Origin of the sequence: Bacteroides ndongoniae (assembly GCF_900108345.1) — a bacterium.
Taxonomy (GTDB): Bacteria; Bacteroidota; Bacteroidia; order Bacteroidales; family Bacteroidaceae; genus Bacteroides; species Bacteroides ndongoniae.
The window spans coordinates 1,166,295-1,183,873 of the sequence record NZ_FNVV01000013.1; the positions used below are offsets into that span (position 1 = coordinate 1,166,295).

Below are 17,579 nucleotides of genomic sequence, written 5' to 3' on the forward strand. Positions count from 1 at the left end.
TTAACAGAATAAAATTATGAAAAAGATATTCAAATTATTTATATCGGCCGGATTCTTGGCAGCAGCTACAACCGGTTGTACCGACCTTGATGTAGATATAACATCGCAACTGACGGAGTTTCCCGACTCAGAAATTGCTGCAGAAGCAAAATTGGCTAATGTATATTATGCATTTAGAGGAGCCTTAGGACGTAATTATAATTGGGCATGTGAGTTGTCTTCTGATGAATTTACAGGTATCTCATTTGATGGAGATTATTATGATAATGGTGAAAAAGCAAATCCTACGCTACATATGTTGACTCCTGATGATTCGACTGTAGGTTGGTATGGTGATTTGGCTTCAGGTATTACTAATTGCAATAAAGCAATTCTTGATTTTGGAGGAGAGGATGAACCAGCTGCAGCTCCGGCGCTTGCTATGCGTGCATTCTATCATTTCATCCTAATGGATTGCTATGGAGCTATTCCTATTTTGGATCATTTGCTTGATGAAGATGAGTCCATTGATCGTTCTCCACGTCCTCAAGTAGCTGCTTTCATTGAAGCAGACTTATTAAAAGCTCTTCCAAATCTTAGCAAGGAGTCAAATGCTGCTACTTATGGTAAACCGAACTATTGGATGGCCAAAGCTTTACTTGCAAAACTTTATCTGAACTGGGCCGTTTATTCATGTGCTGATGTTACTACTTATACGCCTTCTGTTGACAATCCGAAGTTGAACGACTGTATTTCAGTTTGTGATGAAATCATGAATAATGGTCCGTTTGATTTGAGTGATGGTTACCGTGAGAAGTTTTGGCCTGAAAACGGATCTCATATTAAAGATTTTATTTATGCTATGCCTTATGATCGCATAAAGGCTCAAGGTATGACATATGCTCGTTTTCGTACTTGGAGACAGATGAATTCTTTAGATCCGTCAATGTATGGATTTAAATTGAGTGCGTCTGTCGGTGGAAACTTGGCTGTAAATCCTAATGTGGTTGATTTGCTGTCTTTGCCTGGTGATGATCGTAACTTGTCAATCGTCGGTGGACCTATTTATTTTTTCGACAATAATCGTAATTTAACTAATGAGCCTGTATTATATAATGGAGAACAACTTGTTTTTACAAAAGAAATTACATTAAAAGAAGGTTCTGTTCCTGAACAGCTTAATACTGGTAAGAATGTGACTGGTTGGTCACAAGGTTACAAATCGGTGAAGTGGTTTCCCACTTACGATGATTATTTGAATGACCGTAATCAAAGTAATGATGTGCCTATTTTCCGCTATGCTGATATTATTCTGACTAAGGCCGAAGCTATTCTGCGAGGTGGTAGTACAACAAATGGCGATACTCCGGCTTCTTTACTGAATCAGATTCGTTCTTATGTTCATGCACCGGCATTTGAAGGTGATCCTACTTTGCAGGATATTCTGGACGAACGTGGTCGCGAGTTTTTCGATGAAAACTGGCGTCGTAATGACTTGATACGTTTCGGTAAGTTTGAAGATGATTGGTGTTTGAAGCATGTGGTTAATCCTAAAGCAAAAACGGAATTATTCCGTCGTATATTCCCGATCCCGACCGGTGTGATGAATACTAACACCAACTGGACACAGAACCCTGGATACTAATCACTCGTTATACATTTTTAAGGTAAAAAATAGGCGATTGTTTTATTTAGAGTTTTAAAAATGGAAGCCTTGGGTTGCATCCGTAGTGTCATGCTACGGATGCTAACACAAGGCTTTTTTTATGACAGCATCATTCATTCTGCTTTTCCTTATTCCTATCAACGTCGTTTTGTGAATGAAGCAGGTGGAAGAGAATCAGTATCAACCCGGATGTTTTTCGGATTCTGTTGTCAGAAAGAAGCAGATTTATGATTAAATTTGCAGACAACGAATGAAAAAGAAAATGTATTCGGACAGGAAAATATCTGAATGGAGACAAGAACTTACGTAAATAAATGGCATAGTTATGAATATTCAACGATTGTTTTGCAGTATGGCATTGGCGTTGTTGTTGGCGCATGTCGCTACTGCTTCATCAAATGTTCAGTCGGTAGAGCGGAAGACTTCTCTGACCGATTACGTTGACCCGCGTATTGGTTCCGAGGGACTGGGACGTGTGTTTATCGGTCCGTCGTGCCCCTTTGGCATGGTGAAGCCGTCGCCCGACTGTACACCTTCTCCCAACAGTGGATGGTTGCCGATGCCCGAACGGGTGGATGGTTTTGCACAAGTACACGTCAGTGGCACCGGAGGCGGACCGAAGTATGGTAACGTGCTGGTGGTTCCTTTCTGCGGAGCTTTGGACCGCACGCAACATTTCGATTATCGCGAGTACGAGAACATACGCTTGGGTTACTACGACACCCGTTTCAAGCAAAGCGGCATCCGTACGGAGATAACCACCGCCGAGCGGGCTTCGTTCTACCGCTTTACTTATCCCGAGGCTGCGGACAAGGCACTGGCCATCGACGCCGGTTTCTTCTTGGGCGAAAGTCCGGTGCCCGATGCACGCGAGGCCCAGCAGTTTGTGGGCTCGGAGATACAGATACTGTCCGACCGGGAAGTGTGCGGATATACCCGCATTCGTGGCGGATGGAACAACGGGCGTGCCTATACGGTTTACTTTTATGCCGAAACCGACCGCCCCTTCAGCGAATGGGCTACGTGGAAAGGCGACAGCATCACTGCCGACCGCACGCAGTACGATTCGCATCAGAAGACGGGGGCTTTGCTTCGTTTCGAAGGCGATGCCACAATGCTGCAGCTGAAGGTGGGCATCTCTTTCCTGAGTTGTCTGCGTGCCCAGGCCAACGCACACAACGAGATTCCCCACTGGTCGTTCGACGAGGTACACCGTCAGCTCCTGGACAGGTGGGAAGCACTGTTCTCGAAAATCGAGATCGACGAGAAAGCTCCCGAAGCACACAAGCGGATGTTCTATACCGGATTGTATCATACGATGCTGATGCCTGTAGATCGTACGGGCGAGAATCCGCTTTGGAGTGATCCCGAACCTTATTACGATGACTTTTATGCCATTTGGGATACGTACCGTGCGTCGTCGCCCCTGATCACGCTGATCGATCCGAAGCGTGAGGTCGATATTGTCCGTTCGTTAGTGAACATTTACAAGCGCGATGGCTACATGCCCGATGCCCGGAGCGGCAACTGCAACGGACGTACACAAGGCGGGTCGAATGCCGAAATCGTCATTGCCGATGCGTTTGTAAAAGGACTGGAAGGCATCGACTACGAACTGGCCCTGCAAGCCATGCTGAAAGATGCTACCGTGGATCCGGGTGCCAACCACGAGGCCGAAGGACGTGGCGGCTTGCGCGAGTATCTGGAGCTGGGTTATGTTCCCTGGGGCATCGACCGTGCCGGAAACCGTACGGTGGAATACAGCTATTGTGACTATGCCATTGCCCTCGTGGCCAAGGGACTGGGAAAGGAAGAACTGTACCAACACTACCTGAAGCAGAGCGGCAACTGGAAGAACCTGTGGCGCGACGACTACGAACACAGCGGGGCACGGGGCTTCATCATGCCGCGCGGTGCCGATGGCCAGTGGTTGGACAGCCTGCCCTACGGACACAGCCGGGTGATGCAACCCAAGTATGTCTATACTCCTATGACATTTGAAGGACCGTGGTACACGCCCTGGTGGAGCATGTTCTTCTACGAGGCTTCTTCGTGGGAATATTCGCTGAGCATACCGCACGACGTACTGGGGCTGATCGAGAAGTGTGGCGGTCCGCAGGCTTTCGAACAGCGGTTGGACACTTTCTTTATCCGCAATTATTATAATGTGAACAACGAACCGTCGTTCCTTACCCCCTGCCTGTATCACTGGTTGGGCAAGCCTTGGCGGAGCAGCGACCGCATCCATACGATTCTGGCAGAAAGCTATAACGACGGTCCTGTAGGTCTGCCGGGCAACGACGATTCGGGTGCCATGTCGTCGTGGCTGGCTTTCCATATGATGGGGCTTTATCCCAATGCCGGTCAGGACTACTACCTGATAAACACACCGCTGCTTCGTACCACTACGCTGCATCTGGCGAACGGACACGACTTCCGGATTGTGGCCGACGGCCTTTCGGAAAAGAACCGTTATGTGCAGAGTGCTACCCTGAACGGGGAAGATTATCCGTGGTCGGCATTGCGCCACAAGGACCTGATGGCCGGCGGCACGCTGGTGCTGAAGATGGGAAAGAAGCCTTCGGAGTGGGGCAAGGAGATGTTTAGACCGAATCATTGATTGAAGTTCCGACATATCCTTTTATGCAGAACTTAGATACATAAGAAATATGAAAGCTAAATATTTGATTACTTTGCTCCTGTTGCTGGTTATGGGGACGGGAGCTGCGGCACAAAGTGCTATACCGGATACGTTGCTGTTTGTCTTCAAGCTGCACGGGCAGACACGCAAATACCAAATGAATTTCACCCAGCGAAAAGATTCTGTTGTGCTGGACTGGCGTATTCTGCGTAACCTGCGCTGGCAGAAAGGTTCATATACGCTGACTCCGGCAGCCATGGAAAGCGGAGAGGTGCTTAGTTTCCTGATGCCCGAGGACGGGAGGAAGGTAGTGCTGTCCGATCGGGAAACGGCCTATCTGATTTCGCGTAAGGCATACCGTCAGTTGAAGGCTAACCGCCGTTTGGCATATAACTGTACCGAATATGAATGGTTGGACAACAACGAACACGTTTCGGGACATGCCTTGCTGCACGTGCGCGACGTTCAGGAAGGGGCGGAGATGTGGATTTGGGATAATCCGGCATTGCCCCTCGTATGGCGTATGAAGGAGAATCCGTTAGAGGTGAACTGGGAAGTGCAGGTATTGAAATGATAAGCGGATGCCGACGAGATGTTGCTGCCGGGTGGAGCAACTTTGGAGTATATAAAAAGAGCAAAAGTCCGACGAGGGCTTTTGCTCTTTTTTCTGAATGGTTGTTGCCTGCTATTTCTGTTGGTTGCTGTCGGCTGTGGCATCGGTCCCGGCAGTACCGGCCAGATGCTTTTTAAACCAGTTGACAACCGTATCGATAAGGGCCGGCTGGTACCAGTACAGGTCGCCATGTCCGGCTCCTTCTACTACAATGTAGTCTGGCTTGTTGCCTTTCTCGACCATGGCCTTGTACAGTTGCTCACTCTGAACCGGGGATACTAACGGGTCGGCAGAACCGTGCATGATGAGGAATGGAGGCAGATTGCTTTTGACGTGTCCCATCGGACTGGCATCCAATGCTTTTTTCGGATCGCTCAGGATGCTGCTGCCTGCAAAGTTGAAAAAGGCCGGACCGTGTACCAGCAATGCTTCGGTGACGGCCGGTGAGGCATGTACTTTTTGTATGTCTTCCGAGTAACCTTCACCTATATTCATCAGATTGCTGATGCCGTAGATAGTTGCGGCAGCCTGTACGTCGGAAGAAACTTCGGTGAAGTCGCCTGCGTCGAATTGTTTTTCACCGTTGGTCGTTCCTACCATCTGGGCTACATAGCCTCCTGCCGAGTCGCCTATGACTCCGATGCGTTGCGGATCGATGCCAAACTGACCGGCATGGGCACGCAGGTAGCGAACGGCAGATTTGGCATCGATGACAAGTGCCGGAAAGCGGTCGGGGACGGTTCGGTATTCGGCGGCTGCCACTACGAAGCCGGCTTTGGCAAGTGCCATTCGCATTGCGATGAAGCTGTCGTGGTTGGCCGTCATGAAACCTCCTCCCGGGTAAAAGACAATGGCAGGTTTGGGCTGGGGGGTGCGCGGAACGAGCAGCGTCATTCTGAGCTGGCGGTTGGTGGGGAATGTAATTTGTGAATAGATCACATTACTGATAACATCAACGGGTGTTTCGGTGATTTCTACTTTCAGGGTTTGCTTGCCCGGTGCTTCGGCTGTTTGTGCTGAAGCCTGGAAAGTAGTTGGCAGCAATCCGGCAAGCAGGGATGCAAATACATATTTTTTCATGATACGGTTATTTTGATTGTTGAAACATTCAGGGGTATGAAGTTGTCGGATATAAAGGAAAGGGGATGTATCGTTGCAGACACATCCCCTTTCCTCTTACGGGTGTAGCGTAGAGAGTTATTTCTTACGGTTACCGTAACGGCTCATGAACTTATCAACACGACCGGCGGTGTCAACCAACTTGGATTTACCGGTATAGAACGGGTGAGAAGTGTTGGAGATTTCCAGCTTTACCAACGGATAAGTTTCACCTTCGAATTCGATTGTCTCTTTCGTGTTAACTGTAGAACGAGACAGGAACATGTCGCCGTTTGACATATCTTTGAATACTACCGGACGGTAATTTTCAGGATGAATACCTTTTTTCATTTCGCTATTTGCTTTTTTAATTTATTATTCGGTTACTATCTTGGTAATAAATAGTGTAATGGTCTATTTTACTTTTCAGGCTGCAAAGATAGTGCTATTTATTGAATCTGAAAAAAAGTTTGCTGAAAAAATAGGTTTATCCCGTTTTATTTTCTTTTTTTGCAGCCGGATTATAAAGAAGGCGTGGTTGTAGCGGCGCCGGCTGTGTTTCCCTGAACTTATTTCGAAACTTGACTTTATTTGTACGATTATGAAAAAAATGTTCTTTCTGTTGGCGCTCTGTCTCTGCGCGATGGTGGCAAAAGCGCAAAACGAGAAGCGCGACTTGTATAGTGTAGCGTTTTACAATCTTGAAAACCTGTTCGATACCATTCACGATGAAGGCAAGAACGATTATGACTTTTTGCCTGATGGAAGCTATCGGTGGAACTCGAAGAAGTACGAAGCCAAGCTGGCGAATATGGCCAAGGTGTTGTCTTCCCTGTCGCGCGACGTAGTGAAGCAGGGACCTGCCTTCATCGGGGTGGCCGAGGTGGAGAACGACCGTGTGCTGACCGACTTGCTGAAGCAGCCTTCTCTTTCTGATTACAGGTTTATCCATTACGAAGGTCCCGACAAGCGGGGTATAGATTGTGCATTGCTGTACGATCCCACGCAGTTTGAAGTGAAGGCGTCGAAGTTAGTGCTGTCGGAGCCTTATCAGGGCGATACGGTGCATCTGACCCGCGGCTTCCTGATCGTGGAAGGCCGCTTGGCCGGTGAGCGTGTCTGCGTCATAGTCAATCATTGGCCCTCAAGGGGAGCCAAGTCGCCTGTGCGGGTACATGCGGCACGGCAGGTGAAGGCACTGGCCGACTCGTTGCGCCACGAACACCGCAGGCTAAAGCTGATAGTGATGGGCGACATGAACGACGACCCGATGGATGAAAGTATGCAGACGCTTGGAGCACGGAAATACAGAGATGAGGTGAAGAAGGCCGATTTCTACAATCCCTGGTGGGAAACATTGGAAGATAAGGGAGTAGGAACGTTGCTGTATCGCGGCAAGTGGAACCTGTTCGACCAGATTGTGCTGTCGAAGCCGCTTCTGAAGAAGCGTCGCGGCTTGCGATACGACCATAGCGAGGTGTTTCTGCGCGATTATCTGATACAGCAAGACGGAAAATACAAAGGTTCGCCCTTGCGCACCCATGGCGGACGGACGTGGCTGAACGGATATAGCGACCATCTTCCTACCATTATATATTTAAGGAAATAGTCCTTATATATTTGGAGATATAGTCCTTGCATGTTGCGGTCCGGAAGGGCAGCTTGCCGGGATAAAGTTTGCAACGTGGACTTTACAATCTTTTGTTAAAACTCTTCAAACACTTGAAAAATATTTGTTTTTCTTTTGTTCGGAGAGTTTTTTTATTGGGGCAGGTGTCCGCTTTTTGAATGAGAATGTTTACTTTTGCACAGAATTTTGATTCACTAACAATAAACTTTTAAACAAAATGGTTAATTACAAAGAATTAGGCCTTGTGAACACAAGAGATATGTTTGCTCGTGCCATTAAAGGTGGATATGCCATCCCGGCTTTCAACTTCAACAATATGGAGCAATTGCAGGCCATCGTAAAGGCTGCCGTTGAAACTAAATCTCCGGTTATCCTGCAGGTTTCCAAAGGCGCACGTAACTATGCCAATGCTACATTGCTGCGCTACATGGCTGAAGGTGCTGTAGAATATGCTAAGGAACTGGGTTGCGCTCATCCTGAAATTGTGCTCCACCTGGACCACGGTGACAGCTTCGAACTTTGCAAGTCTTGCATCGACATGGGCTTCTCTTCTGTAATGATCGACGGTTCTCACCTGCCTTACGAAGAGAACGTAGCTTTGACGAAGAAGGTTGTTGACTACGCTCATCAGTTTGATGTAACTGTAGAAGGCGAGCTGGGTGTATTGGCCGGTGTAGAAGATGAAGTTTCTGCTGAGCATCATACTTATACTGACCCTGAAGAGGTTATCGACTTTGCTACTCGCACCGGTTGCGACAGCTTGGCTATCTCTATCGGTACTTCTCACGGTGCTTACAAGTTCAAACCCGAACAATGTCACGTTGATCCGGCTACCGGCCGTCTGGTTCCTCCTCCTTTGGCTTTCGATGTACTCGACGCCGTTATGGAGAAACTGCCGGGCTTCCCCATCGTTTTGCACGGATCTTCTTCAGTTCCTCAGGAAGAAGTGGATACTATCAACAAATATGGTGGCAAGCTGGAAGCTGCTATCGGTATCCCCGAAGACGAGTTGCGTAAGGCTGCCAAGTCGGCTGTTTGCAAGATCAATATCGACTCAGACTCTCGTCTGGCCATGACTGCTGCTATCCGCAAGGTGCTGGCTGAGAAACCGGGAGAGTTCGATCCGCGTAAATATCTGGGTCCGGCTCGTGACAACATGGAGAAACTGTACAAGCACAAAATCATCAACGTGCTGGGTTCAGACAACAAGTTGGCTGAATAATTTTTCCACAAGATTATAGAAGAAGGGGATGTGTCCGCACGGGCACATCCCCTTTCTTTGTATGCGGGTAGTTCAGGGCGCCGAACTTCCTGTTTTTCCCCGCCAAGGCTTTCCGTTATTGAGGCGCGGCTATTGGGCTGCGATGGCTTTCTGCCTTTCCTGATACAGTCCTTTCACTAACTGGCAGGAAGTCTCCAGGCCGATGCTTCCGGTGTTGAGCATCAGGTGATAGTGGTGCGGTTCGCCCCATTTGTCGCCCGTGTAGTATTCGTAATGATGGATGCGGTTGCGGTTGATGCGGCGGATTTCGGCTTCGGCTTTGTCCTTGGGGACGTTGTATTCGCTGACGCAGCGGGCTACGGCGCTTGGCAGGTCGGAGTAGCAGAAGACCTTCAGTACGTCGGGATCGTCTTTCAGCACGAAGTCGGCGCAGCGGCCTACGATGATGCACGATTCTTTTTCGGCCAGTTCCTGTATGATTTTGCTTTCGGCCACAAACAGTACGTCGTCGGGCGAGAGGCTGGTTTCTATGGGTTGTTCACTGTTTTTGGAGAGGATGTACTTCAGCCAGAAGGAGGGAATGGATTGTTCGTTTTTCACGATGTACTGTTCGTCCATGTTGCTGCGCTGGGCGGTGAGGTGGATAAACTCTTTGTCGTACAGGCGGATGCCTAATTCCTTCGACAACATTTCGCCCAGCAGGTGCCCGCCGCTTCCGTACTCGCGGGCAATGGTGATGATGATGTGGCGGCTGCTTCTTGCGGTGGTCTTCTTCAGTTGGTCGGGACTGCCAATCCACTTGTCTAAGAAGCGGTAGTAGGGACTGACGAAGTGGACTATCGGGCCGACGGCCAAGGCGGCCACTACCGTACCTTCGCGCACGCCTTCGATGTCCGAAAGGAAAAAGAGCGACAGCAGACAGGCAATGACCAGCAGGCTGACATCGAAGCCCAACTTGACAAAGCCGAAGTTACCGTGGAAGCGCTTGGTGATGACGTTGACAAAATATTCGCCGGCCATCATGGCTACGTTCGCCTTGACTTCCAGTGCGATGCCCAAGGCCAGAATGACGCAGCCCACCAGCAGGGCTACGACCTGTCCTACGTAGGTGGACGGGTGAAGCCAGAAGAGGATGAACATGGAGAAGTCGATGAACAGTCCGAAGCAGCAGGCGATGGGTATCTGCAGCGCATACATTTGCCAGTCGGCTTTCAGCTCTTTGCGCGTCATCAGGAGGGGTTCGAGGACGACGAACAGCAGGTTGAGCAGGATGGTCCATATGCCTATGGTATAAGGAGTGAACATGCTCAGCACGTAGGTGACGCTGGTGATGGGCGAGGTGCCCAGCAGGGCTTTGGTGATGAAGGCAATGCCAAAGGCATTGATGAACAGGGAAATAACGAACAGCAGGAAACGCCTGGACTTATATACTTGCATAATAATGGATGTGTTTTGTTGAATCGTCGGCAAAGTTCTGACTTTTTTTCCGGTTGCGGTGCATAAAAAGGCGACCTTTCTTGGTCGAAAACGAAACGCTGCTTACTTTTGCCGAATAAAACTCATCGTTATGGAAATCTCTGCATGGCAACTGGCGGGAGAGGGGGAAAAGGCGCGGCCATTCCCTTTCGGCTATTTTACGGAAGAAGCACTTGCGGACAACAGGCAGATACTGATCGAGAAGGGATTTTACTTCTGGCTCGTCGTAAACGGAACGGCGACCGTATCCGATGCTTATCATGCTTATGCGTTGTCGGCGGGGCAGCTGCTGGTGGTGACTCCCAGTGTGTCGGCCACGCTGGACGGCATGAGTGCGGACTTCTCCTTCGTCTGCCTCTACATCGATCCCGATTATTACGACGGCCTTTCCGAAGGGCAGCTGGTGTACAACCAGGTGTCGCAGTTCATCGGAAACTATCGTTTGCCGGTCTTTTCGCTGAATGCCGTACAGGCCGGCTACCTGCAGAAGTCGCTGGAGCTGTTTGCGGACAGGTTGCAGGCGATGCAGCTCTATCGTGACGGAGCTGTCAGACATTTATGCAGCTTTGTGCTGCTGCAGATGGCCGATGCGCTGTATGGGAAGAACCGGGAAGAGGCAACCTGCGTGAAACGTTCGAGCGAGATATTCCGAAACTTCAAGCGTCTGCTGGTGCATCACTACCGCGAGCAGCACAACATCGGCTTCTATGCCGACCGGTTGAACATATCGACTACCTATCTGTCGCGCATCGTCAAGGAGATTACCGGGCATACGGTCTGTTTCCACATCTCGGAGCTGCTGTGTGCCGACGCCCGGAAACTGTTGGAGTGTACCGACCTTGACGTCAAGGAGATAGCCGACGAACTGGGATTCTCCGACCAGTCGGTCTTCGGGAAGTTCTTTGTCCGCAAGACGGGGCTTTCGCCTGTGAAGTTCCGGATGCGGCAAGAGTGACTTTTGTTTCGTATTCAACGAATTCCGTTTCTTGTTTTGATAACGTTTTCCGGAGAAGAATGCCGAACTTTGCCGCCGGAATACAAACGAATGTGTCATTCATAAAAACGCAAATCATATGAGAAAGCATTGGATTTATACAGGAGTCCTAGCACTCCTGGCCGTCTGCACGCAGCGTGTGGCGGCACAACAGGAAGTCACCTTGCACGATGCCGGCGGCAAGGAGATAAAGGTACCCATGCGCAAGGCTTTGCCGGTCAGTGCGGACCGTGTGCGCTATCCGGGTTTCAGGCAGGAGACAGTGGTGCTGCAAGAGGGCAGTGTGCGCCGCGAAGGATCCAAACCGCTGGCGTGCGACATTCTGCTGGAAAGGGATGTCCCCATCAAGTTGCGCGACGGGGTCACCATCTATGCCGATGTGTTCCGTCCGACCGACGGTAAACCCTGCCCTGCCATCCTGGCGTGGAGCCCTTATGGTAAGGAGATCGGCGGACAGATGCTGGACGACGTGCCGGGGCGTGCCGGTGTGCCGGTGGACGCCACTTCGGGATTAGAGAAGTTTGAAGGACCCGACCCCGCCTACTGGGTGAACCACGGTTATGCCATCGTGAATGTGGACAAGCGTGGCGCCTACATGTCCGAGGGCAACCTGTTGTACTGGGGACACGAGGACGCGCTGGACGGTTGCGACGTCATCGAGTGGATTGCCTCGCAAAACTGGTGTACAGGCAAGGTTGGCATGTCAGGCAATTCGTGGCTGACCGTCTCGCAATGGTTCATCGCTGCCGAGCGGCCGGAACACTTGGTTGCCATCGCTCCCTGGGAAGGCTTCTGCGACCACTACCGCGAGTCGGGCACACGGGGCGGCATCCCGACGCCGGAGTTTCCGGAGATGATTGCCGAAACCTTCTCGTCGGCTCACGGCATGCTGGAAGACCAGCCACGCATGATTGTCGAGAAATCGCTGATGTGTGACTACTGGCAGGACAAGGCGGCCCGCGTGGAGAACATCGAAATACCGGCCTACGTGGTGGCCAGCTACACCAACTCGGTGCACACGCACGGCACCTTTGCCGGATACCGCCGCATGGCGTCGAAGGAAAAATGGCTGCGCGTGCACAACACGCAGGAGTGGTTCGACTACTATACGCCCGAAAACGTGGAAGACCTGCGCCGCTTCTTCGACCATTACCTGAAGGGTGTGGACAACGGTTGGGAGCAGACTCCGAAAGTGCGCCTGTCGGTGCTTAACCCCGGCGGTCACGACATTGTGGGCCGTGCGGAAGAAGAGTTTCCGCTGGCACGCACCGTCTATCGGAAGCTCTACCTGTCGGCTGCGGACAGTACGCTGCTCACCGCCTTGCCCGAACAGGAAAACGTCAACACATACCAGTCGGCCGCCGACTGCCATCAGGTGAACTACCGTTACCGCATGGACAAGCCCACTGAGATTACCGGCTACATGAAGCTGCACCTGTGGGTGGCAGCCCCCGACAACGACGACATGGACCTGTCCGTCCGCGTGGAGAAACTGTCGAAAGACGGGCAGCCTATTCCCGACCGCACAGGCAACCGCATCGTCGCTACCGGACAGATGCGTGTCTCCATGCGCCAGCTGGATACGCTCCGCACAACCGAGTCCGAGCCTTACTATCCCTTCACCACCGTGCAGAAGCTGAAGCCGGGCGAGATTGTCCCCGTCGAGATTGAAATCTGGCCGATGGGACTTTTCTTCGAGAAGGGCGAGATACTGCAACTGACGGTCGGCGCTTATCAGCCCGAAAAGGCCGCCATACCTTTCGGCTCGGCACACATCACCGTGCCCAAGGAGGACTTTACCTACATGCCCGGCCAGCAGCCGGAGATGATGACGCTGGGTGGCAATGCCGACGAATGCGCCGACCCCGCCGAAGTGGTCACGTCGCCTGCTACGCACAACGTGGGAAGGCATTGCATCTACACCGGTGGCCGGTACGACAGCTATCTCTACATTCCCGAGATTCCGGCGAAGGAGTAAGGCAGACAGGGGCATCGGCCGTTTTGTCAAAATGACATTTTGATTTCCCGACCGCCTGAGAATCGTCTGTTTCGGGCCAAGGGAAAGGCCGGTGCCGAAAATCGAAGCGAACGGAACGTTTCTGCCTTGCAGACAGCACGATAGCGAAATACTTACAAATGAAATAGAAGAAAAACGGAGCCCGCGAGCGCTCCGCAGAGCCGAAAAGGGGAGTTTCCGTGGCAAAGCTGAGGCTTTTGTGTCGGAAACTCCCCTTCTTTTTGCAGAAAACAAGCCTTTTCGGGACAGATAACAAGCCTTGTTGCGGACGGAAACAAGCAATCTTTGCGAGCAACACAAGCGTTGTTGCCGAGCAATGCAAGCGTTGTTCCTCTCGGCAAGGTGGTTTTTTGCTGTTTTGGGGCCCTGTTTTCGGCCCGCTGTGAAAAGCGGGTGTCAGCGAAAAGGCTTATTCTTCATCAATTGGAAACAAATATTCGTATATGGGTGACGTTGTGGGCTGATACTTCCAACCGAAATCGTTGTGGTAAATCATCTGACGGCTCATGCCTCCGTCCACGGTGATGTTCTCGCCGTTGATGAACGAGTTGCGCTCGTCGCACAGGAAAGCTACCACGCGGGCTATGTCCTCCGGTTCGCCTACACGGCCGGATGGATGCTGGTCGATGTCGCCCTTGCTGTAGAAGGGAGTGTAGGGTTGGTTCGGGTCGCCGTGGTAGTTACCGGTGTCTATCCAGCCGGGCGCTACCGAATTGACGCGCGCCACGCCTGACAGACTGATGGCCAGTGCGTGCGTCAGTGCCGTAATGCCACCCTTGGCCGCCGTATAGCTCTCGGTGTTGGGTTGCGACTGGAAGGCACGGGTCGAAGAGATGTTTACGATGGACCCTATGCCGCAGAAGTGGTCTTTGAAGAGCTTGGCCAGCATGTAAGGAGCCGCCACGCCTACGCGCTGAATGTAGAGGAATTCGTCATAGTCGCAGTCGGTCAGGATGCCTCCGTTCGTCAGGCAGGCGTTGTTGATGAGGCAATGGATGCCTTGAGGTTGCTCGTCGAGTACCAGCTGGGCGAAGTCTTCCAGTGCCTGCCTGTCGGCTACGTCGCCTACAAAGCCGGTCACTTTATACCCCAGCTGGTGCATCCGTTCTACTTGGTTGAGGGTCACTTCGCGGTCGATGTCGATGAAGTAAACCTGGTCGCCCTCTGCTGCAAAATGTTCTACAATGCAACGGCCGATGCCGCCGGCTCCGCCCGTTACGATAATGATTCTGTTCATGGTTGGTTGATGTATGTTATGAGTTTCTTAAAATCTTTTCCATTGGTTTGCCTTTGGCCAGTTCGTCCACCAGCTTGTCCAGGTAACGTATTTCCTGCATTAGCGGTTCCTGAATCTCTTCTACCCGGATGCCGCAGATGCTTCCCGTAATTAGTTTACGGGCAGGGTTGGGAGCCGGGGCGTTGCGGAAAAAGTCGCCGTAGGTGGTAGGCTGGCTCAGCAGCTCTGCCAGTTGCAGGGGACTGTATCCGGTCAGCCAGCAGATTATCTCGTCTACTTCTTCGCGGGTGCGTCCTTTGCGTGTGGCTTTGTTCACCAGTAGCGGATAGACTTTGTCAAGAGGCATCTGGTATACCTTCTCGAATGTTGATTGTCCGGTCTGTTTCATTGTTTCTTTCGGTTAGGGTTTTCTTATGGGTTGTTTTTCTTCTCCCAGTTTCGTGCTGCCCGTTTCAGCAGGGTTTTACAAATCAGGCAATGGAAAGGACGGATGAAGAAGAAATAGGTTTTGCCCAAAGTGTTATGGAATCTGACGGAAGTCATTATACGAATGGATTGGCATTGTGTGCGGTTGTCAGGGGCATCGCATTCCAACCGTACTTGAAAATTCAGATGTTTGTCCGACTTGCCGAAAACAATTCTTTCTTCGCTCTGTTCTTGTATCAACTCTGTAAAGCCACCTCCTTTTTGGAATCCAAACGGTTTTACTAACTGGTCGCGTAGCCTTAGCAAATATTGGACTGGTTTAGGATAGCATACGAACATCAGGTGGAACAAATCACCAGCTGTCATGCGGCAGGCATTTCGGACAGTTGTGGTGTAGGTGTCGGCATAATAGTTGGGGGCCATAACTTTCATTTTATTTTCTTTTTTTCATGGTTTGCGCTTTCCGTCGGGTCATTTCTTCGGCGAAAGCTTCGCGTCCGTTGGCTTGGATGTAGCGGATGCACGCCGCGCGGTCGGAGTTGAACAGGAAGGCGAAGATTTTCCCTATCACATTGTTATGCGTCTTGCAGGCTTTTACGTCCGTACTGCATTCGGCACAACTGTGAAAGCCATTCTTCTGGCAGCACTGTCTGATTTTGCACCAAGTTGCCTTGTCGTTCTGGCGGCATCCCGGACACTTACCGTTGAGGTATTTACGACATGCTCCGCAATACAGGCCACAGGCGGCGATGTAATTTGTGGAGGCGGTGATGGGCTTCGTTTCGTTTTTCATTTGTATCTACTTTTTTACGTTTTATCCTTCAGTTGCCATAAGGATATCTTTTTAAAAGCAAAAGCGTGGAACTGCAATGCCACATCTTAGTTTGAAGGTCCTGAGAAAACCTGAGATACAGACATGAGTATAGCAGCCCACGCTATAGCGTGAGAACCACTATGCTTTTCCTTGTATCTCTTTTTGAAAGTTTCTCAGGTTTTCAAACTACAAGATAAGCATAACGCTTCTTTCTTTACTTAATATGCCATGGACGAATTACTTCTTCCGCTTGCAAATATAAGTAAATTCTTTGGTTATAGGATATAATCAGATGCCGATAAAGTTACTGATGCTTGTTTAAAGTTTCATTTTCAGAATAGGAAACGGATTGCCTTGTTCGTCGGTTTCGGTTCGCTCAAAGGTGTGGAAACCCAGATGTCGGTAGAAACCTTCGGCTTGGGGATTCTGCTCGTTCACGTCTACATAGCGTATGTGATAATGTTCGATAGCCGTGCGGACAAGCTGTTTACCTATTCCTTTCCCGAAACAGTTGGGAGAAACGAATAGCATTTCTATTTTTTCTCCTTCGATGCCCAGGAAAGCAACCGGTAGGCTGCCTTGATACGATACAGTTAAGGAAGTAATGCCTCGGATGGCTTCATCTACAAACGGGGTGAGCTGCAGGATGTCCTCCTCGGTCAGGAAATGATGACTTGCCCGTACCGATGCATCCCATAATCCGACTAAAGTATGTATAAGGTCGTCGGTGCGTTCAGAAAGAGGAAGGTTGCGAAGTTCAATCAGGCTTTTCCGCAAGTAAATCATATCTTTCAGTACCTTCCCGTCTTCCACAATCGGATGGTCGTAATTGCGGGTAAAGAAGTCGGCGACGGTATGCGAATAAGTAAAGCCACAGCTTTTGTAAAAGCTGAGAGTCTGCCTGCTTTCGCCCGTACCGACGAGTAGCGTGTGGCACACGTCGGCATAGTATCGGCTGACGAATTCCGCCATTTGCCGGCCATACCCCTTGCGCTGGCAGGCAGGTGCAACGGCCAGGTTCTTCAGTTCGAGGACTCCGTTTCCCTCGTCCGTCACAACGGCTACGGAGATAGGGATTGCTTCAGCGTCGGACATGACGAACAAATCTCCCCGCTCCAGGTAGCGGTCGATCATTGACTCCTGCTCGTCGGCAAGCAGCAGGAGGGAGAGAAAGCGTTTCTTGTCGGTGGTGATGAGTTGGATGTTCATGCAAACTCTTCTTTCAGCAGTTCAAAATAGTGGGCATCTACAAAGCGGCCGTTCTTGAAACAGGCATTGCGGAGAACACTTACCTTACGGAAACCGACTTTTTCGAGTACCCGCATGGAGGCGATGTTGCTTTCATACACGTTGGCAAAGATACGGACGACGTCTGTCGCAGCCAAATATTGTCGCAAGGCTTCGCGCAAGGCCTCGCTGGCAATGCCTTGGTTCCAGAAGGGCTCTGCCAGCCAATAACCGGTTTCGGCATTGAAGCGTTCCACATCTGTTCCCCGCATAAAGCTGATATTGCCGGCAGCTTCACCGTTTATTTCGATGCAGTACTCGCCGGGCTCTTGCCGGCTTGTTGCATAGTCGATAAAAGAGTGGGCATCTGCTTCCGTATAAGGGAAGGGGAGGCGGTCGCGGCAGTTATCCCAAATCTTCTTGTTGTTCAGGTATTTTGCCAATGAGGGCACGTCGGACGATTCCCATGGCCGCAGACGGAATCGGGGCGTGACACAGCTTGATTGTTGTGCAATCTGTTGCTTATTCTCCGTTTGAGT

At 50.7% G+C, this 17,579-nt stretch carries 16 protein-coding genes and 1 pseudogene; 7 read left to right on the top strand and 10 right to left on the bottom strand.

Features of this window, described 5'->3' with window-relative positions; all coding sequences use genetic code 11:
- The first annotated feature begins 16 nt into the window (after window positions 1-16).
- From BQ5591_RS09285 to BQ5591_RS09295, 3 genes are all read left to right on the top strand, one after another.
- A complete protein-coding gene (locus tag BQ5591_RS09285) occupies window positions 17-1,624 on the top strand; it encodes a RagB/SusD family nutrient uptake outer membrane protein (protein WP_071149096.1) in 1,608 nt (535 codons plus the stop codon).
- A gap of 346 nt (window positions 1,625-1,970) precedes the next feature.
- The gene (locus BQ5591_RS09290) at window positions 1,971-4,265 is read left to right on the top strand and encodes a GH92 family glycosyl hydrolase (RefSeq protein ID WP_394331802.1); all 2,295 of its coding nucleotides are present in this window, start codon (window positions 1,971-1,973) and stop codon (window positions 4,263-4,265) included.
- A gap of 49 nt (window positions 4,266-4,314) precedes the next feature.
- A complete protein-coding gene (locus BQ5591_RS09295) occupies window positions 4,315-4,860 on the top strand; it encodes a hypothetical protein (RefSeq protein WP_071149098.1) in 546 nt (181 codons plus the stop codon).
- Window positions 4,861-4,971: 111 nt separating this feature from the next.
- Here BQ5591_RS09295 and BQ5591_RS09300 read toward each other — a convergent pair whose 3' ends face one another.
- On the bottom strand, window positions 4,972-5,979 hold the full coding sequence (locus BQ5591_RS09300) for an alpha/beta hydrolase (RefSeq protein ID WP_071149099.1): 1,008 nt from the start codon (window positions 5,977-5,979) through the stop codon (window positions 4,972-4,974).
- Between the two features lie 117 nt (window positions 5,980-6,096).
- Window positions 6,097-6,348 carry a type B 50S ribosomal protein L31 gene (locus BQ5591_RS09305; protein ID WP_071149100.1) on the bottom strand — a complete coding sequence of 84 codons (252 nt, stop codon included), beginning with the start codon at window positions 6,346-6,348 and terminating at the stop codon, window positions 6,097-6,099.
- A gap of 250 nt (window positions 6,349-6,598) precedes the next feature.
- On the opposite strand from BQ5591_RS09305, the gene BQ5591_RS09310 reads away from it, so the two are divergent.
- A complete protein-coding gene (locus tag BQ5591_RS09310) occupies window positions 6,599-7,606 on the top strand; it encodes an endonuclease/exonuclease/phosphatase family protein (protein WP_071149101.1) in 1,008 nt (335 codons plus the stop codon).
- A 238-nt stretch (window positions 7,607-7,844) separates the two neighbouring features.
- Complete coding sequence (locus BQ5591_RS09315) at window positions 7,845-8,849, top strand: class II fructose-bisphosphate aldolase (RefSeq protein ID WP_071149102.1); 1,005 nt, start codon at window positions 7,845-7,847, stop codon at window positions 8,847-8,849.
- Between the two features lie 129 nt (window positions 8,850-8,978).
- On the opposite strand, the gene BQ5591_RS09320 is transcribed toward BQ5591_RS09315, so the two are convergent.
- Complete coding sequence (locus tag BQ5591_RS09320) at window positions 8,979-10,286, bottom strand: cytidylate kinase family protein (protein ID WP_071149103.1); 1,308 nt, start codon at window positions 10,284-10,286, stop codon at window positions 8,979-8,981.
- Window positions 10,287-10,416: 130 nt separating this feature from the next.
- On the opposite strand from BQ5591_RS09320, the gene BQ5591_RS09325 reads away from it, so the two are divergent.
- Window positions 10,417-11,280: a helix-turn-helix domain-containing protein gene (locus BQ5591_RS09325; protein WP_083380915.1), complete on the top strand. Its 864-nt coding sequence runs from the start codon at window positions 10,417-10,419 to the stop codon at window positions 11,278-11,280.
- Window positions 11,281-11,398: 118 nt separating this feature from the next.
- Window positions 11,399-13,297 carry a CocE/NonD family hydrolase gene (locus tag BQ5591_RS09330; RefSeq protein ID WP_071149104.1) on the top strand — a complete coding sequence of 633 codons (1,899 nt, stop codon included), beginning with the start codon at window positions 11,399-11,401 and terminating at the stop codon, window positions 13,295-13,297.
- 448 nt (window positions 13,298-13,745) lie between these two features.
- Here the strand turns inward: BQ5591_RS09330 and BQ5591_RS09335 are convergent, their stop codons facing one another.
- From BQ5591_RS09335 to BQ5591_RS09360, 7 genes and pseudogenes are all read right to left on the bottom strand, one after another.
- Window positions 13,746-14,573 carry an SDR family oxidoreductase gene (locus BQ5591_RS09335; RefSeq protein WP_071149105.1) on the bottom strand — a complete coding sequence of 276 codons (828 nt, stop codon included), beginning with the start codon at window positions 14,571-14,573 and terminating at the stop codon, window positions 13,746-13,748.
- 16 nt (window positions 14,574-14,589) lie between these two features.
- Complete coding sequence (locus BQ5591_RS09340) at window positions 14,590-14,961, bottom strand: DUF2200 domain-containing protein (RefSeq protein WP_071149106.1); 372 nt, start codon at window positions 14,959-14,961, stop codon at window positions 14,590-14,592.
- A gap of 23 nt (window positions 14,962-14,984) precedes the next feature.
- Entirely contained in the window at window positions 14,985-15,431 is a 447-nt protein-coding gene (locus BQ5591_RS09345; protein ID WP_071149107.1) for a DUF2867 domain-containing protein, read from the bottom strand.
- Window position 15,432: 1 nt separating this feature from the next.
- The gene (locus BQ5591_RS09350; RefSeq protein WP_071149108.1) at window positions 15,433-15,792 is read right to left on the bottom strand and encodes a DUF3795 domain-containing protein; all 360 of its coding nucleotides are present in this window, start codon (window positions 15,790-15,792) and stop codon (window positions 15,433-15,435) included.
- A 339-nt stretch (window positions 15,793-16,131) separates the two neighbouring features.
- On the bottom strand, window positions 16,132-16,599 hold the full coding sequence (locus tag BQ5591_RS21990) for a GNAT family N-acetyltransferase (protein ID WP_262483112.1): 468 nt from the start codon (window positions 16,597-16,599) through the stop codon (window positions 16,132-16,134).
- Window positions 16,576-17,022: pseudogene (locus BQ5591_RS21805) on the bottom strand (GNAT family N-acetyltransferase); the annotation flags it as partial. The pseudogene BQ5591_RS21805 and the gene BQ5591_RS21990, both read right to left, overlap by 24 nt.
- The gene (locus BQ5591_RS09360) at window positions 17,019-17,555 is read right to left on the bottom strand and encodes a GNAT family N-acetyltransferase (RefSeq protein ID WP_071149408.1); all 537 of its coding nucleotides are present in this window, start codon (window positions 17,553-17,555) and stop codon (window positions 17,019-17,021) included. The pseudogene BQ5591_RS21805 and the gene BQ5591_RS09360, both read right to left, overlap by 4 nt.
- Between the last annotated feature and the right edge of the window lie 24 nt (window positions 17,556-17,579).

Excerpts from the sequence above, each read along its gene's own strand:
- BQ5591_RS09340 (WP_071149106.1), bottom strand. The coding sequence starts at position 14,961 with ATGAAACAGACCGGACAATCAACATTCGAGAAGGTATACCAGATGCCT.
- BQ5591_RS21990 (WP_262483112.1), bottom strand. The coding sequence starts at position 16,599 with ATGATTTACTTGCGGAAAAGCCTGATTGAACTTCGCAACCTTCCTCTT.
- BQ5591_RS09310 (WP_071149101.1), top strand. The coding sequence starts at position 6,599 with ATGAAAAAAATGTTCTTTCTGTTGGCGCTCTGTCTCTGCGCGATGGTG.
- BQ5591_RS09345 (WP_071149107.1), bottom strand. The coding sequence starts at position 15,431 with ATGAAAGTTATGGCCCCCAACTATTATGCCGACACCTACACCACAACT.
- BQ5591_RS09320 (WP_071149103.1), bottom strand. The coding sequence starts at position 10,286 with ATGCAAGTATATAAGTCCAGGCGTTTCCTGCTGTTCGTTATTTCCCTG.
- BQ5591_RS09285 (WP_071149096.1), top strand. The coding sequence starts at position 17 with ATGAAAAAGATATTCAAATTATTTATATCGGCCGGATTCTTGGCAGCA.
- BQ5591_RS09300 (WP_071149099.1), bottom strand. The coding sequence starts at position 5,979 with ATGAAAAAATATGTATTTGCATCCCTGCTTGCCGGATTGCTGCCAACT.
- BQ5591_RS09330 (WP_071149104.1), top strand. The coding sequence starts at position 11,399 with ATGAGAAAGCATTGGATTTATACAGGAGTCCTAGCACTCCTGGCCGTC.
- BQ5591_RS09335 (WP_071149105.1), bottom strand. The coding sequence starts at position 14,573 with ATGAACAGAATCATTATCGTAACGGGCGGAGCCGGCGGCATCGGCCGT.
- BQ5591_RS09305 (WP_071149100.1), bottom strand. The coding sequence starts at position 6,348 with ATGAAAAAAGGTATTCATCCTGAAAATTACCGTCCGGTAGTATTCAAA.
- BQ5591_RS09315 (WP_071149102.1), top strand. The coding sequence starts at position 7,845 with ATGGTTAATTACAAAGAATTAGGCCTTGTGAACACAAGAGATATGTTT.
- BQ5591_RS09350 (WP_071149108.1), bottom strand. The coding sequence starts at position 15,792 with ATGAAAAACGAAACGAAGCCCATCACCGCCTCCACAAATTACATCGCC.
- BQ5591_RS09325 (WP_083380915.1), top strand. The coding sequence starts at position 10,417 with ATGGAAATCTCTGCATGGCAACTGGCGGGAGAGGGGGAAAAGGCGCGG.
- BQ5591_RS09295 (WP_071149098.1), top strand. The coding sequence starts at position 4,315 with ATGAAAGCTAAATATTTGATTACTTTGCTCCTGTTGCTGGTTATGGGG.
- BQ5591_RS09290 (WP_394331802.1), top strand. The coding sequence starts at position 1,971 with ATGAATATTCAACGATTGTTTTGCAGTATGGCATTGGCGTTGTTGTTG.